Source organism: Bradyrhizobium sp. I71 (assembly GCF_022354745.1).
Taxonomy (GTDB): domain Bacteria; phylum Pseudomonadota; class Alphaproteobacteria; order Rhizobiales; family Xanthobacteraceae; genus Bradyrhizobium; species Bradyrhizobium liaoningense.
Genome location: NZ_CP059398.1, coordinates 4,472,501 through 4,486,483 on the forward strand (window position 1 = coordinate 4,472,501; position 13,983 = coordinate 4,486,483).

Consider the following 13,983-nt stretch of genomic DNA (forward strand, 5'->3'; position numbering starts at 1 on the left):
CCGAATAGCCGGGCATTCCTTCGTGCCGTTCGTCGCAACAGGTGCACCTGAAGCGGAACATGAATTTCACTGTTTCGTGACGCGATCGAGAAGCGCGATATCAGCGTACCCGCTCCGATTGGTCAAACAGAGCCGCCATCAGGCTCCCATCGAGTTGTGATCATTCAGCCATGATCTGCCGCTAGCAGGGATGCGCGGAGTTCATGCGTAGTTCATTTCGTGGCCCCTAGTTTTCGGCCGCCAAAACCAGCCATCCCCTTCAGGAGGAGACCCACATGCCAGCATTGCTTCGTCCCGCCCTCACCGCGCTGAGCGTTGCGTGCCTTCTGTCTGCGGCTTCGTTCGCCTCCTCCGGCGCTGCTTTCGCGCAGGCCAAGCAGCAGGCAGCGCCCACTCAGCCGACCGCGCCGGCGCAGCAGCAGGCGCCTGCGTTGAAGCAGATCGCGCTGACCGACAAGCAGCTCGACGGCGTGCTCGCTGCGCAGAAGGACATGGACGCGATCACGGAGAAGCTTCCGGAGAACACCGCGCCCGACCAGAAGGTGATCGCGCAACTCGAAGAGGTCGCCAAGAAGCATGGCTTTGCCAGCTATGACGACTACAACAACGTCGTGGACAATATCAGCCTCGTGATCGGCGGCTTCGATCCCGCGACCAAGAAGTATGTCGGACCCGAAGCCGTCATCAAGGCGCAGATCGCAGAGATCCAGGCCGACAAGAAGATGCCGGCCAAAGACAAGAAAGAAGCCCTCGACGAGCTCAACGAGGCGCTGAAGACGCCGGCCCCGCCAATCGAGAACAAGGGCAACATCGATCTCGTCGGCAAGTACTACGACAAGCTGGTCGCTGCGCTCGGTGACGAGGACAATTGATCACGGAATGCCGTCATGTCCCGGCTTAACCAGGCCGGCGATGATATCCGCACTCAACACAAAAGCCCCGGAGACATCTCCGGGGCTTTCGTCGTTTCGTCGCTTGCAGTGCGATGCGGCTACGTCCTTGTCCGCATCCGCATCATGAATGTGTCGAAGCTGAGCTCGGCCACCTGCATCCAGGCGAGCGACTCGCTGCGGAAGGCGGTGAGGCTCGCATACATCTTGGCGAAATGCGGGTTGCTCTTGGCGAGATCGGCGTAGATCTCGTTGGCTGCACCGTAGCAGGCTTCGAGCACCTCCTGCGGGAAGGGCTTGAGGATCGCGCCGGCAGCGAGCAGCCGCTTGAGGGCGGGTGGATTGACCGAGTCGTACTTGCCGGTCACCCAAGTGAAGGTATCGAGCGATGCCGTCGAGATCGCCGCCTGATAGTGTTTCGGCAGCGCGTTCCATTTCTCCAGATTCATGATGTTGTGGCCTTGTCCGGTGCCTTCCCACCAGCCCGGATAGTAATAGTACTTCGCCACCTTCACGAAGCCGAGCTTCTCGTCGTCATAGGGCCCGACCCACTCCGCCGCGTCGATCGTCCCCTTCTCCAGCGCCGGATAGATGTCGCCCGCCGCGATCTGCTGCGGCACGCCACCGAGCTTCGAGACGATGGTGCCGGCGAAGCCGCCGACGCGGAATTTCAGGCCCTTGAGATCATCGACGGTCTTGATCTCCTTGCGAAACCAGCCGCCCATCTGCGCGCCGGTCGAGCCTGTGGGAACGCCGATGGCATTGTGCTCCTTCAAGAGACCGTTGAGCATGTCCTGACCGCCGTTCCACAACAGCCAGGAGATGTGCTGGCGCGTGTTGAGACCGAACGGCAGCGACGTGCCGAAGGTGAACGCAGGGTTCTTGCCCCAATAGTAATAGAGCGCAGTGTTGCCCATCTCGACGGTGCCGTTCGAGACCGCGTCGAGCACCTGCAGGCCCGGCACGATCTCACCGGCAGCAAAGGGCTGGATCTGAAAGCGGTTGTCGGTGATCTCGGCGACGCGTTTGCAGAAATATTCGCAGCCGCCATAGAGCGTGTCGAGTGACTTCGGCCAGCTCGCCGCCAGCCGCCATTTCACCTCGGGCATCGACTGCGCGACAGCCGGCGAACCAACGGCACTTGCGGCCAGGCCCAATCCGCCTGCCGTCAGGAATTTACGACGTTCCATGCGTTTCCCTCCTGTGTTGTCGAGTCCTCGACGAGGGATCGCGGTCTTGGCGCCGCTTTCGTCTTCGCCGGTGGCCGACGTTTCCTTATTGTCCGAAATTCAGCATTCCCGGATCGCAGTCAGCATGACCAAAGGGGAACCGCAAATCAAGCGCACTTTGGTTGAGGCGCCGGCAGGCCGGTCAATGCTGCGCTGCGAACGCGGCTTCCATGGCCTTGCGCGTTTTCACCGTTTCGTTGCCCGGGTCGAATTCGACATCGCTCCAGCGCACCACCGCGCCATGGGCGACGTCATGTTTCAGCTTCACGCGATGTGCTAGTCCGATGGGCAGGGCGCCGGCCCTCAGGCTCGCGGCCGCCGGTACCAGCTTGCCCCACACCGTATAGCCACCTTCGCCATCGAGCATCTCGCCGGCGCGCAGATTGCGCTTGGCCACCGCTGCGACGTCGCCGCGGAAGCCGATGGCCTGCCCGGTCGGTTCGCCCCGCAGCGCGGCCGACAGCACCGAGATGTTCAGCTCGAGCCCGATCAGATGATAGGGCTTGTACATCGCGGCGAAGCGTCCGCTGGCGTCGGTCTTCAGGCCATATTGCCTGAAGCAGTCGGCGGCATAATCGTTCGGCGCCTCCAGCACGACATAGACGCCCCAACGCAGATCGCGAAATACCGGCCGGCCATCGCGCTCGAGCGAGGAGACGACCTCGACGACACCGGACCGCTCCAGCACGCCGCCGCGCGAGCGCGGCCGCATGATGTGCGGCAGGTCGTCGACGCCGCAGGGCGGAAACAGCAGGCCGTCCGCAGGCACGTCGAGGCCGCAGGCGTTCGCAATCGCGGCCATCTCGATCGCCGATTTGGTGCCGTCGAGAAAGGAGTTGAACATCTGCGGATTCATGCCGGCCGATTGCGCCTCGCCCGCAGTCAGGCCGTAATGCTGCCAGACGCCGTCGGGCGTCACGTCGTGATAGGCCGGCAAATATTTCGTGCCTTTGCCGGCAGCGACGACGCGGAAGCCGGTGGCCCGCGCCCAATCCACCATCTCCGCGGTCAGCGCCGGCTGGTCGCCATAGGCGAGCGAATAGACCACGCCGGCCTTGCGCGCTTCCTCGGCGAGCAGGGGGCCTGCCAGAACATCGGCCTCGACATTCACCATCACGATATGCTTGCCGGCCGCGATCGCGGCGCGCGCATGCTTGATGCCGACCGCAGGATTGCCGGTCGCCTCCACCACCACGTCGATCGCGCCGCCGGCAATGGCGCGCGCGCCGTCGTCGGTGAACATGGTTGCGGCGATCCGCTCGGCGCTCCAGCCGACGGTGCGGCAGGCCTCACGCGCGCGGTCACGGTCGATGTCGACGATGATGGGCACCTCCAGCCCAGGCGTGTGCGGCACCTGCGCCAAAAACATCGAGCCGAATTTGCCCGCGCCGATCAGCGCGACGCGGACCGGCTTGCCGGCGGACGCGCGGGCCTGGAGGAGGCGGAAGAGGTTCATGGGGAATGTCCACTATGACTATCGTGTCCCGGACGCGGTGCAGCGTGTAACGCTGCTCCGCAGAGCCGGGACCCAGAGAAAAACCATCCGTGCGTATGGGCCCCGGCTCAGCAGCGCATCACTGATGTGCTGCGCTGCGTCCGGGGCACGAGAGCATCCTACTCCGCCGCCTGCCGCGGTGCACGGGCGAGCCGCTTCAGTGCGTCGTCGTCCACCGGCTTGATCGGCGTGAAGTCGCGGTGCGCGATGTAGTCCGGCCGGGTCGGTGTGCGGATGTAGTTCGAGACCGCGTTCAGCGTCAGGTACACGATCTTTCGCGGGTAGGGCGTGATGTTGCCGGCAGATCCATGCACGAGATTGCCGTGGAACATCAGCATGCCCCCGGGCTTGCCGGTCGGTGCGACTATGCCGCCCTGCTTGACGAGGCGCGTGACCGTGTCCTCGTCCAGCGTCCACAACGGATAGGATGTGGTGGCGAGGTCGTGTGAAGCTTCGAGATCCCCAGCGTTCTGGCTGCGCGGCACCAGCATCAGGGGGCCGTTGATTGGCATCACCTCGTCGAGGAAGATCGCGATGTTCATCGCGCGCGGCTCCGGCATCCCGTCGTCGCGCTTCCAGGTGCCATAATCCTGGTGCCACTGCCAGACGTCGCCCGTGAAGGCCGATTTCGCGTTGATCTTGAACTGGTGCATGTAGACTGGTTCGCCGAACACCTGCTCGACCGGCTCGATCATGCGCGGATGCGCGCCGAGGAGTCCGAAGGCCTCGTTGTAGAGGTGTGCGGCAAAGGCCGTGCGCGGCGCGCCGCTCTTCTCGCGCCAGACCTCCGGCCGGTTGGCGTCGTAGATGCCGACCGCCTCGCGCGCGAGCAGATCGACCTCCTCCTGGCTGAACAACTCGGGCAAAAACAGCCAGCCCTCGCGGTGGAAGAACTCCAGTTGCTCCTGAGACAGTTTCATGGGTCGTCCTCCTGTTTTGATTTGTTCTCTTTCTCGTCATGGCCGGGCTTGACCCGGCCATCCACGTCTTTGCGGCTCGTCAAGAAACGTGGATGCCCGGCACAAGGCCGGGCATGACGGCGCCTGCCGCTACGCCGCCGCCTCGTTCGTCGCCCTCAATCTCTCCTCGGTCATCCGTCCTGCCGTCTGCGCATGCGCCAGCGCCGCGCGTTCGGCTCCGTTCGCGTCGCCGGCGAGAATGCGTGCGGCGATGTCGGCATGTTCGGCCCAGGCGCTGTCGCGATAATCGAGCTCGGACAGCACCGTCGCCATCGAGCGCCGCATATGCGGCCATTGCGGTGCGATCGTCTCCTCGATCACGGGATTGCCGGCGAGCTGATAGATCGCGCGGTGGAAGTCGACATCGAGCGCGATGAGCTCGGCCAGCGTCGTGTTGTGGTCGCTGCGGCGTCCGGCGGCAAGCGCCGCGTCGAGCCGTGCGCGTCCGGCCGCGTCGTGTCCCGCGCGTATCGCAGCTAACCGGGCCGCCAGCGCATCGATCGCGCCGCGCACCTCGTAGAGCTGGCGGATGCGCGCAGGATCGAGCTGGGTGACCTCGAAGCCGCGCTTGCCGCTCTCGGCGACGAGACCCTGCCGGTGCAGCAGATGCAGCGCGTGCGACACCGGCTGGCGCGACACGCCGAGCTTGTCGGCGAGTTCGTTCTGGCGGATGCGCTGGCCGGGCTCGAGCGTGCGGTCGGAGATCGCCTCCAGGATGCGCGCATAGACCTGGTCGATCAGGTTCGGGAGCGGGTCGAGGGGGATCACGCCGGCAGCTCCGAAATAGGAATACGGAATTCCGAGTTCGATGCTACGTGCTCCCGGGGCAGGCCGTCAAGCGGTATCGGAGGGTGGTGCAATGCCCTCGCGTGGCATCGGCTAAGTCATTGATATCGCTAGCTCCGCCTACTGTGCATGGGGTTGTTTTCGCGATATTGCGTTCCGGCCTCAGCCCTCCAGCACCTCCACCTCCAGCGCGGCGATCCGCTCCGCATCAGCCAAGGCCTCGATCCCGGCAATGCGGTCATTCTTGAATGTCACGCGCACCGCGATGCGCAGCTGCCCACCGAGGATGACGGCCACGCCGATCTCGCCGTCGACCAACGCCGTCCGCGCCGCCTGGGCACGGCCCTTGTAGAGCTGCGCGACCGCATCCGCGCCGCGGATCTCAGCCAGCGTGCCGAGCCGTACCGCGGCCTCGTCAGCGCGGAAGACGACGTCGGGATCGAGCACGGCCAGCAACCCCTCGAAATTGCCCTCGCGCGACGCCTTGAGGAAGGCATCGACGATGGTGCGCTGACGCGACAGGTCCGTCTCGGGGACCGGCGCCCCCTGCACGCGCCGCCGCGCCCGGCTGGCGAGTTGCCGCGATGCCTCGACCGAGCGGCCGACGATCGGCGCGATCTCCTCGAAGGGCACCGCAAACATGTCGTGCAGCACGAAGGCGAGCCGCTCAGCAGGCTGCAGCGTTTCCAGCACGACGAGCAGCGCCGCGCCGACGGAGTCGGCCATCTCAGCCTCGCGCAGCGGCGTCTCGTCGGCCGGCTCCGGCACATGCGGGCCCATCGGTTCTTCCTTGCGCGATTTGCGCGCGCGCAGCATGTCGAGGCAGATGCGCGCGACCACGGTGGTCAGCCAGCCGCGCAAATTCGCGATATCGGAGATGTCGTAGCGGCTGACCCGCAGCCAGGCCTCCTGCACGGCATCGTCGACCTCGGCGCGGGAGCCCAGCATCCGGTAGGCGATCGCGCGCAAATGGTCCCTGCTGGCCTCGAACTGTTCAGTGAGAAAATTTTGTTCGGTCATCGGTCACATTCCCTCGTCGCGATCCGTCATGCCCATGACGAAGCCAATCCGGCCGTTGTGACCGGAACCTTCGAAATTCGAGCGATGGAGACGAAAAAGATGCACGCCCGCATGAATCACCCCGTCATAGTCCTCCCCGAGGCCATGAATGTCCTTCAGTCCCTCGGCAAGCTGGCCAAGCAGGGCCTGCCGGAAAAGCTTCTGGAACTGGTGCACCTGCGCGCCAGCCAGATCAACGGTTGCAGCGTCTGTGTCGACATGCATCCCAAGATCGCCCGCAAGCTGGGTGAGACCGACGAGCGCCTGTTCGCCGTGTCCGCCTGGCGCGATGCGCCCTATTTCACCGAGGCGGAGCGCGCCGCGTTGGCGTTGACCGAGGCCGTCACCCGTCTCGCCGATCGCGAGGATCCGGTGCCGGATGCGGTCTGGAGCGAGGCCGACAAGCATTTCGACGAACGCGAGCTCGCGACGCTGATCCTGTCGATCGCGACCATCAATGTCTGGAACCGGCTGAACGCAGCGATCAAGATGCCGGTGGGCGTGTGGAAAGCGTGAGGTCTTGTTCTTCGCCTCTCCCCGCTTGCGGGAGAGGCGAACAGCACTGCTACTCCGCCAAGAACCGGTTCACCACCTCGCCGAACTCCAGCGGCGCCTGCTCGAACATCCAATGGCCGGCGTTCGGAATCACCGCCGTCTCAGCTCCCGCGATGTGCGCGGCCAGCACGCGCCACAACACCGAGAGGCTGCCGGTGGTCGCGCCGCCGCCGATCAGCAGCGTCGGCGTCCTGATCGCCTGCGCGTCCTTGAGCGTGTAGGGCTGGCGCTGCTCGTTGATCTGGCCGAGGAAGGTGAGCGCGTTGTCGCGCAGTTGCTGCTTGGCCGCAGCAGGCACGCGCCGCCAGGAGCCGTCGCCCTCGATGCCTTCGTAGAAATTCTGCAGCGCGCCCTCGATATCGCCGGCGCGGATCATCTCGACCGATCGCACGGTGCGGGCCGCCAGCGGCGGATGCGCGGGCGTGCCTTCCGGCACCGGCAGGGATGCGTCGAGATCGCCGCCGGGCTCGGCGAGCACCAGCTTGCGCAACAGATCAGGCCTCGCCTGCGCGACGCGAAAGGCGATATGCCCGCCGCGCGAATGACCCATGAGATCGACCGGCGCAGGCTCAACCTGCTCGATGAAAGCGATCACGTCGGCAACATGCTGCGCCATCCTGTAGTCGTCACCGACCGCATCCCAATGCTCGGGGAAGAAATGCCGCAGGCTCACCGAGATCACGCGATGATTCTTCGACAGCGGGCCGAGCACCGAATACCAGGTACGGAAATCCCCGAGCGTGCCATGCACGCAGACCAGCGGATGGCCGCTTCCGACTTCCAGATAGGCCATGTCGTAGCCGTTGACGCGAATTGTCTGCATGGGTCAGCTCGCCAGGAAATCCAGCACTACTTCGGAATATCTCTGCGGCGCCTGCTCGAACATCGGATGCGTCGTGTTCGGGATGATCGCCGTCTTGGAATAGGGCACATGCGCGGCCAGCGCGTGCAGCACTTTCGGCAACAGTCCCTTGGTCCGCGCGCCCAGGATGAACAGGGTCGGCATCTTGATGGACTCCGCATCCGCCTTCGAGAACGGCGGGCGGTTGTCGCGGACCTGGCCGATCAGCGTCATGGCGTTGTCGCGCAGGTTCTGCTTCACCATCGCCGGCAATCGCGGCCAGGTGCCGGGCCCCTCCAATGTGTCGACGAAGACGGCGAGGCCGCCATCGACATCGCCGGCTGCGATCTTCTCTGCGGAAGCGGTGAAGCGCGCCAGCAGGGGAGAGGGGCCGCCGACGTAATCCGGATCGAGGCTCGCATCGAGCTCGCCGCCAGGCTCGGCCAGGATCAGCCGCCGCAGCAGATCCGGCCGCCGCTGCGCCACGCGGAAGCAGATATGGCCGCCGCGGGAATGTCCCATCAGATCGACCGGTCCGAGATCGAGCGCGTCGATGAAAGCGATGACGTCGTTGACATGCTGGGCGATCGAATAGGTGTCACCAAGCCCGTCCCAGCGGTTCGGGAAGAAGTGCCGCAGGCTGACGGCGATCACCCGATGTCGCTGCGACAGCGGGCCGAGCACGCAGCCCCAGACGCGGAAGTCGTTCAGCGAGCCGTGTACGCAGACCAGCGGCGGACGGCCTCTGTCTTCGCCCACGTCGAGATAGGGCATGTCGTATCCGTTGACGTGGAGGCTTTGCATTCAGGGCTCGCGCGGGGTTGGAACTCCTGTGCAAGATTCCCGGAAACCGGGTGGATCGCAACTATTTCCAAGCCTAGATTCGGGCCGAGATCACATTGGGGGCATGCGACAAGGAACGCAGCCAGGAACCAAGCCATGACCGACCAGCATTTTGCCCTGTTCGACACCCGGATCGGCCTGTGCGCCATCGCCTGGGGCCCGCGCGGCATCAACGGCACCCAATTGCCGATGGGCGGCGAGCAGAAGATCCGCACCCGCATCCAGCAGCGCCATGCCGATGCCAGCGAAACCGAGCCGACTGCCGAGGTGCAGCAGGCGATCGACCGCATCACAAAACTGCTCGCGGGCGAGCCGGATGATCTCGCCGACATCCCGCTCGACCTCGACGATGTGCCCGAATTCAACCGCGGCGTCTACGACATTGCCCGCACCATCCCGCCCGGCAAGACCATCACCTATGGCGACATCGCCAGGCAGCTCGGCGGCGTCCAGCTGTCGCGCGACGTCGGCCAGGCGCTTGGCCGCAACCCGTGCCCGATCGTGGTGCCCTGCCATCGCGTGCTGGCGGCCGGCAACAAGCCCGGCGGCTTCTCGGCCAACGGCGGCGTGGTGACCAAGCTGAAGATGCTCGAGATCGAAGGCGCGCTGGTGAACCACACGCCGAGTTTGTTTGATTGAGACGGCTTATGCCGGCGAGATCCCGTCCTAAATCTTCGCCGCCACCTTCGGCCAGTATTTGTCGCGCAGATGTCGCTTCACCAGCTTGCCGGTCGGCGTGCGCGGCAGCTCGGGCTCGAAGTCGATCGAGCGCGGGCACTTGATGGCGGAGAGGCGGGTCTTGCAGTAGGCGATCAGGTCCGCCTCCAGCGCCTTGCCGGCGCGGCTCATGTCGTGCGGTTGCACCACCGCTTTGACTTCCTCTCCCATCTCTTCGTTCGGGACGCCGAACACGGCAACGTCGGCGACCTCAGGATGCGTGATCAGCACGTCCTCGGTCTCCTGCGGGTAGATGTTCACCCCGCCCGAGATGATCATGTAGGACTTGCGGTCGGTGAGATAGAGGAAGCCGTCCTTGTCGAGATAGCCGACATCGCCGAGCGTCGACCAGCCCTTGGCGTTGTAGGCCTTCTTCGTCTTCTCGGGGTCGTTGTGATAGGTGAACGCGGGCGCGTCGGCGAAGTAGACCGTGCCGATCTCGCCCACCGGCTGCTCCTCGTCGTTCTCGTCCAGAATCTTGATCTTGCCGACCACGGCGCGGCCAACACTGCCGCGATGCTCCAGCCATTGTTGCGAGTTGCAGACCGTGACGCCGTTGCCTTCCGAGCCCGCGTAGTACTCGATCAGGATCGGCCCCCACCATTCGATCATCTTGGCCTTGACGTCGACCGGGCAGGGCGCTGCGGCGTGGATCGCGCCCTTCAGCGTCGAAACGTCGTACTTCGTGCGCACTTCTTCCGGCAGCTTCAACATGCGCACGAACATGGTCGGCACGAGCTGCGATTGGGTGACCTTGTACTTCTCGACCAGCTTCAAAAATTCCTCGGCATCGAAGTGCTCCATGATGATGGAGGTGCCGCCGAGCATGATCGCCATCATGTTGAAGCGCAGGGGCGCCGCGTGATAGAGCGGCGCCGGCGAGAGATAGATGCTCTCGGCGTTCATGCCGCACATGTCGGCGCAGAGCACGCGGAGGAAGGCGTTCGGCACGTCGATCCTGTTGCCCTCGAAGGCCTTCTTGATGCCCTTGGGCCGCCCGGTAGTTCCCGACGAATACAGCATGTCGTAGCCGGCGACCTCGTCGGCGATCGGCGTGGTCGGCTGCGCAGCGGCTTCCTTGTCGTAGGAGCGGAAGCCGGGCAGCGGCTCGTCCATCATGTAGAAGATCGGCTCGTCTGCCGTGCCCCTGATCAGGCCCTTGATCTGGTCGGCGCATTTCGGCGTGGTGATGACGACCTTGGCGCCGCAATCCCCAATGATGTAGTCGATCTCGTCCTGCTTCAGATAGCGGCTGATGGCTGTGTAGTAGAGCCCGCTGCGCTGTGCCGCCCAGCAGATCTCCATGAAGGCGAGGCGGTTCTCCATCAGAAGCGCGATGTGGTCGCCGGCCTTCAGCCCGAGCGATCGGAAGAGATGTGCACCCTGGTTCGAGAGCTCGTCGAGCTCGCGATAGGTGATCGCCTTGCCGGTGCCGGCCATCTGGTAGGCGATCTTGTCGGGCGTGGTGCGGGCGTGGATAGACGGATGGGTCATGGCGTTTCCTCAAAACACAAATGGCGAGGAGCGAGTGGCGAATAGGGAAGAAGGAAAACCGTTCTTCGCCTATTCACCATTCGCTACTCGCCACTCACGACTCGCTTTTGTTTTTACAGTCGCTCGACGATCGTCACGTTGGCCATGCCGCCGCCTTCGCACATGGTCTGCAGGCCATAGCGCTTGCCGCGCTGGTGCAGGGCGTGGACCAGCGTGGTCATCAGCTTGGTGCCGGAGCCGCCGAGGGGGTGACCCAGCGCGATCGCGCCGCCGTTGACGTTGAGGCGCTCCGGATCGGCGCCTGTGGTCTTCAGCCACGCGGTCGGCACCGAGGCGAAGGCCTCGTTGACCTCGAACAGGTCGATGTCGCCGATCTTCATGCCGGCCTTCTCAAGCGCGCGCTTGGTGGCGTGCAGCGGCGCGTCCAGCATGATGACGGGATCGCCGCCCGTCATGGTCATGTGGTGGACGCGCGCGAGCGGTTTGACGCCGAGTTGCTTCAGGCCGCGCTCGTTCACCACCATGACGCCGGAAGCGCCGTCGCAGATCTGGCTGGCGCTGGCGGCGGAGAGCCTGCCGTTCTCGGCGATCAGCTTGACGCCCTTGATGCCGTCGAGGCTGACGTCGAAGCGGATGCCTTCGTCGATGTGGTGGGTGTCCTTGCTGCCGTCGGCGCGGGTGATATCGAGCGGCACGATCTCCTTCTTGAAGTGACCGGCCTGCGTCGCCGCGATCGCGCGCTGGTGGCTGTTGTAGGAATACTCGTCGAGCTCATCCTTGGAGAGGCCGTACTTCTCCGCCATCATCTCCGCGCCGGTGAACTGGCTGAACACGATGTTCGGATACTTCTTCTCGATGCCCGGGCTCTTGTAGTTGCCAAAGCCGTTCTTGGCCGGAAGCTGCGAGGACAGGCCCATCGGAACCCGCGTCATCGATTCCACGCCGGCCGCGATCACGACGTCCATCGCACCCGACATCACGGCTTGCGCGGCGAAGTGCAGCGCCTGCTGCGAGGAGCCGCACTGGCGGTCGATCGAGGTGCCCGGCACGCTTTCAGGAAGCTTCGAAGCCATGACTGCGTTGCGCGCGACGTTGTTGGACTGCTCGCCGACCTGCATCACGCAGCCCATGATCACGTCCTCGACCAGGGCGGGATCGACCTTGGTGCGATCGACCAGCTCGTCCAGCACCTTCGCGGCGAGATCGGCCGGATGCCAGCCCGCGAGACGGCCCCCCTTGCGCCCGCCCGCGGTGCGCGCAGCGGCGACGATATAAGCCTCGGCCATGTCGGCCTCTCCCTGAATTTTTGACTGGGTTGGTTGTCGGGTCGGATTTAAGGGACCGGAGATCGTTTAGTCAATCGATCAATTAACTCTTGTGATGAGGCGCTGCTTGAGCTTATCTGCGCCCCGCTTCAAGCGGCGAAAACAGGGATCTCCGTGGCCACCAGCGTACCGAACAGGCTCCCCGGCGGGAAAAATTCCACGGCAGAGAAATTGCTGGTGGCCGCGAGCGAGCTGATGATCGAACGCTCCTCGATCGAGATCTCGCTCTCCGATATCGCGCAGAAGTCCGGCGCCAACGCCGCGCTGGTCAAATATCACTTCGGCAACAAGGACGGCCTGCTGCTGGCGCTGCTTGCACGGGATGCGGCGACCGAGATGTCCAACCTCGAGTATCTGCTGGCGCAGCCGATCACGTCGACGGCGAAGCTGAAGCTGCACATCGCCGGCATCATCCGCGCCTATCACCGGTTCCCCTACATGAATCGGCTGATTCACTATCTGCTGCACGAGACCAGTGCGGGCTCCGCGGATGAAGTCTCGAAATTCTTCGTTGCGCCGCTGCTGGATTTCCACCGCCGCCTGCTCGCCGAAGGCGTCAGCCGCGGCGAATTCCGGCAGACCGATCCGGTGTTGTTCTACACCAGCCTGATCGGTGCCTGCGATCATCTGTTCTTCGGCCGGCATGCGATGTCCCGCGCGACCGGCGTCGGCCCGGTCACCGATGATGTCTGCCGGCAATACATCAAGCACATGGAAACGCTGATCTGCGGCGGCATCCTCACGCAAGCCGAGGAAGCTGTCGCGGCCGGATAATCGGCCGAGCTCTTAGTCTAGAGAAGAAACGCCCAAGGAAAAGGTAGAGGAAAGGTACAAGCGATGCAGTTGAAAGACGTAGCCGTTCTCATCACCGGCGGTGGCTCGGGCCTTGGTGCCGCGACCGCCCGCGCCATGGCTGCCAAGGGCGCCAAGATCGGCGTGATCGACCAGAGCAAGGAAAACGCCGAGAAGGTCGCTGCCGAAGTGAAGGGCGTCGCGCTGCATGCCGACGTCACCAGTGAGGAGCAGATCAAGGCCGCGATCGCCAAGGCGGAAGCTGCGCACGGCGTCGCCCGCGTGCTGATGAACTGCGCCGGCATCGGCGGCTCGCAGCGTATCGTCGGCCGCGACGGCGTCTACCCGCTGGAAAAGTTCGCGCGCATCATCAACGTCAATTTGATCGGTACCTTCAACTGCCTGCGTCTGTTCGCCGAACGCCTCGTCACTGCGGAGCCTATCGGCGAAGAGCGGGGCGTCATCATCAACACCGCTTCGGTGGCGGCTTACGAAGGCCAGATCGGCCAGATCGCCTATTCGGCCTCGAAGGGTGGCGTCGTCGGCCTCACGCTTCCGGCCGCGCGCGATCTCGCCAGCCAGAAGATCCGCGTCAACACCATCGCGCCCGGCCTGTTCTTCACGCCGCTGCTGATGGGCTTGAACGAAGAGGCGCGCAAGAGCCTGGGCGCCCAGGTGCCGCACCCCTCGCGTCTCGGCGACGCCAATGAATACGGCATGCTCGCGGTGCACATCGTCGAGAACCCGATGCTCAACGGCGAGACCATCCGCCTCGACGGCGCCATCCGCATGGCGCCGCGGTAAGCTCTTTTTTCCCTCTCCCCTCTTGTCCGCCGAAGCCTTCAGGCGAAGGTGGATGTGGGAGAAGGTGGCGCGAAGCGCCGGATGAGGGGTTCTCTCCGCGGAGACAGACCCCTCACCCAAGCGAGCTCTCGTCGAGCGGCGTACATGCCCTCTCCCGCAAGGGGAGAGGGCGCAGCAAACGGCACCATCGTTGC

14 protein-coding genes are annotated in these 13,983 nt (G+C 64.5%); 5 read left to right on the plus strand and 9 right to left on the minus strand.

Translation table 11 applies throughout. The features are described 5' to 3' along the window. The first annotated feature begins 275 nt into the window (after positions 1-275). Positions 276-872 carry a hypothetical protein gene (locus FJV43_RS21595; protein WP_239620719.1) on the plus strand — a complete coding sequence of 199 codons (597 nt, stop codon included), beginning with the start codon at positions 276-278 and terminating at the stop codon, positions 870-872. Between the two features lie 119 nt (positions 873-991). Here FJV43_RS21595 and FJV43_RS21600 read toward each other — a convergent pair whose 3' ends face one another. The 5 genes from FJV43_RS21600 to FJV43_RS21620 all read right to left on the minus strand — a co-directional run bounded on the left by FJV43_RS21600 (position 992) and on the right by FJV43_RS21620 (position 6,379). After that, positions 992-2,080, minus strand: coding sequence for a TRAP transporter substrate-binding protein (locus tag FJV43_RS21600; RefSeq protein ID WP_239620720.1), 1,089 nt, complete (start codon positions 2,078-2,080; stop codon positions 992-994). Positions 2,081-2,261: 181 nt separating this feature from the next. Next, positions 2,262-3,575 (minus strand): Gfo/Idh/MocA family oxidoreductase, encoded by a 1,314-nt coding sequence (locus FJV43_RS21605; RefSeq protein WP_239620722.1) that lies wholly within the window; start codon positions 3,573-3,575, stop codon positions 2,262-2,264. Positions 3,576-3,733: 158 nt separating this feature from the next. Then, positions 3,734-4,534, minus strand: a complete 801-nt coding sequence (locus tag FJV43_RS21610; protein WP_239620723.1) for a phytanoyl-CoA dioxygenase family protein — start codon at positions 4,532-4,534, stop codon at positions 3,734-3,736. 129 nt (positions 4,535-4,663) lie between these two features. Continuing rightward, complete coding sequence (locus FJV43_RS21615; protein WP_239620725.1) at positions 4,664-5,341, minus strand: GntR family transcriptional regulator; 678 nt, start codon at positions 5,339-5,341, stop codon at positions 4,664-4,666. 180 nt (positions 5,342-5,521) lie between these two features. Then, complete coding sequence (locus FJV43_RS21620) at positions 5,522-6,379, minus strand: sigma-70 family RNA polymerase sigma factor (protein ID WP_239620737.1); 858 nt, start codon at positions 6,377-6,379, stop codon at positions 5,522-5,524. A 99-nt stretch (positions 6,380-6,478) separates the two neighbouring features. On the opposite strand from FJV43_RS21620, the gene FJV43_RS21625 reads away from it, so the two are divergent. After that, a complete protein-coding gene (locus FJV43_RS21625) occupies positions 6,479-6,934 on the plus strand; it encodes a carboxymuconolactone decarboxylase family protein (RefSeq protein ID WP_239620739.1) in 456 nt (151 codons plus the stop codon). Positions 6,935-6,983: 49 nt separating this feature from the next. On the opposite strand, the gene FJV43_RS21630 is transcribed toward FJV43_RS21625, so the two are convergent. Continuing rightward, on the minus strand, positions 6,984-7,796 hold the full coding sequence (locus FJV43_RS21630; RefSeq protein WP_239620740.1) for an alpha/beta hydrolase: 813 nt from the start codon (positions 7,794-7,796) through the stop codon (positions 6,984-6,986). 3 nt (positions 7,797-7,799) lie between these two features. Beyond that, on the minus strand, positions 7,800-8,618 hold the full coding sequence (locus FJV43_RS21635; RefSeq protein WP_239620742.1) for an alpha/beta hydrolase: 819 nt from the start codon (positions 8,616-8,618) through the stop codon (positions 7,800-7,802). 135 nt (positions 8,619-8,753) lie between these two features. On the opposite strand from FJV43_RS21635, the gene FJV43_RS21640 reads away from it, so the two are divergent. After that, complete coding sequence (locus FJV43_RS21640; RefSeq protein ID WP_239620744.1) at positions 8,754-9,296, plus strand: methylated-DNA--[protein]-cysteine S-methyltransferase; 543 nt, start codon at positions 8,754-8,756, stop codon at positions 9,294-9,296. A gap of 27 nt (positions 9,297-9,323) precedes the next feature. Here FJV43_RS21640 and FJV43_RS21645 read toward each other — a convergent pair whose 3' ends face one another. Then, positions 9,324-10,868 (minus strand): acyl-CoA synthetase, encoded by a 1,545-nt coding sequence (locus FJV43_RS21645; protein WP_239620746.1) that lies wholly within the window; start codon positions 10,866-10,868, stop codon positions 9,324-9,326. A 113-nt stretch (positions 10,869-10,981) separates the two neighbouring features. After that, on the minus strand, positions 10,982-12,154 hold the full coding sequence (locus FJV43_RS21650) for an acetyl-CoA C-acetyltransferase (RefSeq protein WP_239620747.1): 1,173 nt from the start codon (positions 12,152-12,154) through the stop codon (positions 10,982-10,984). A 210-nt stretch (positions 12,155-12,364) separates the two neighbouring features. Between FJV43_RS21650 and FJV43_RS21655 the strand changes: the two genes are divergently transcribed. Both FJV43_RS21655 and FJV43_RS21660 read left to right on the plus strand, forming a co-directional pair. Next, positions 12,365-12,967 (plus strand): TetR family transcriptional regulator, encoded by a 603-nt coding sequence (locus tag FJV43_RS21655; RefSeq protein ID WP_239629542.1) that lies wholly within the window; start codon positions 12,365-12,367, stop codon positions 12,965-12,967. A gap of 63 nt (positions 12,968-13,030) precedes the next feature. Then, on the plus strand, positions 13,031-13,789 hold the full coding sequence (locus FJV43_RS21660; protein WP_024337318.1) for an SDR family NAD(P)-dependent oxidoreductase: 759 nt from the start codon (positions 13,031-13,033) through the stop codon (positions 13,787-13,789). Positions 13,790-13,983 lie beyond the last annotated feature (194 nt).

What these genes read in the sequence shown, in the direction of transcription:
- FJV43_RS21630 (WP_239620740.1), bottom strand. Translation starts at nt 7,796, where the DNA reads ATGCAGACAATTCGCGTCAACGGCTACGACATGGCCTATCTGGAAGTC.
- FJV43_RS21645 (WP_239620746.1), bottom strand. Translation starts at nt 10,868, where the DNA reads ATGACCCATCCGTCTATCCACGCCCGCACCACGCCCGACAAGATCGCC.
- FJV43_RS21605 (WP_239620722.1), bottom strand. Translation starts at nt 3,575, where the DNA reads ATGAACCTCTTCCGCCTCCTCCAGGCCCGCGCGTCCGCCGGCAAGCCG.
- FJV43_RS21620 (WP_239620737.1), bottom strand. Translation starts at nt 6,379, where the DNA reads ATGACCGAACAAAATTTTCTCACTGAACAGTTCGAGGCCAGCAGGGAC.
- FJV43_RS21640 (WP_239620744.1), top strand. Translation starts at nt 8,754, where the DNA reads ATGACCGACCAGCATTTTGCCCTGTTCGACACCCGGATCGGCCTGTGC.
- FJV43_RS21625 (WP_239620739.1), top strand. Translation starts at nt 6,479, where the DNA reads ATGCACGCCCGCATGAATCACCCCGTCATAGTCCTCCCCGAGGCCATG.
- FJV43_RS21635 (WP_239620742.1), bottom strand. Translation starts at nt 8,618, where the DNA reads ATGCAAAGCCTCCACGTCAACGGATACGACATGCCCTATCTCGACGTG.
- FJV43_RS21610 (WP_239620723.1), bottom strand. Translation starts at nt 4,534, where the DNA reads ATGAAACTGTCTCAGGAGCAACTGGAGTTCTTCCACCGCGAGGGCTGG.
- FJV43_RS21595 (WP_239620719.1), top strand. Translation starts at nt 276, where the DNA reads ATGCCAGCATTGCTTCGTCCCGCCCTCACCGCGCTGAGCGTTGCGTGC.
- FJV43_RS21600 (WP_239620720.1), bottom strand. Translation starts at nt 2,080, where the DNA reads ATGGAACGTCGTAAATTCCTGACGGCAGGCGGATTGGGCCTGGCCGCA.
- FJV43_RS21660 (WP_024337318.1), top strand. Translation starts at nt 13,031, where the DNA reads ATGCAGTTGAAAGACGTAGCCGTTCTCATCACCGGCGGTGGCTCGGGC.
- FJV43_RS21650 (WP_239620747.1), bottom strand. Translation starts at nt 12,154, where the DNA reads ATGGCCGAGGCTTATATCGTCGCCGCTGCGCGCACCGCGGGCGGGCGC.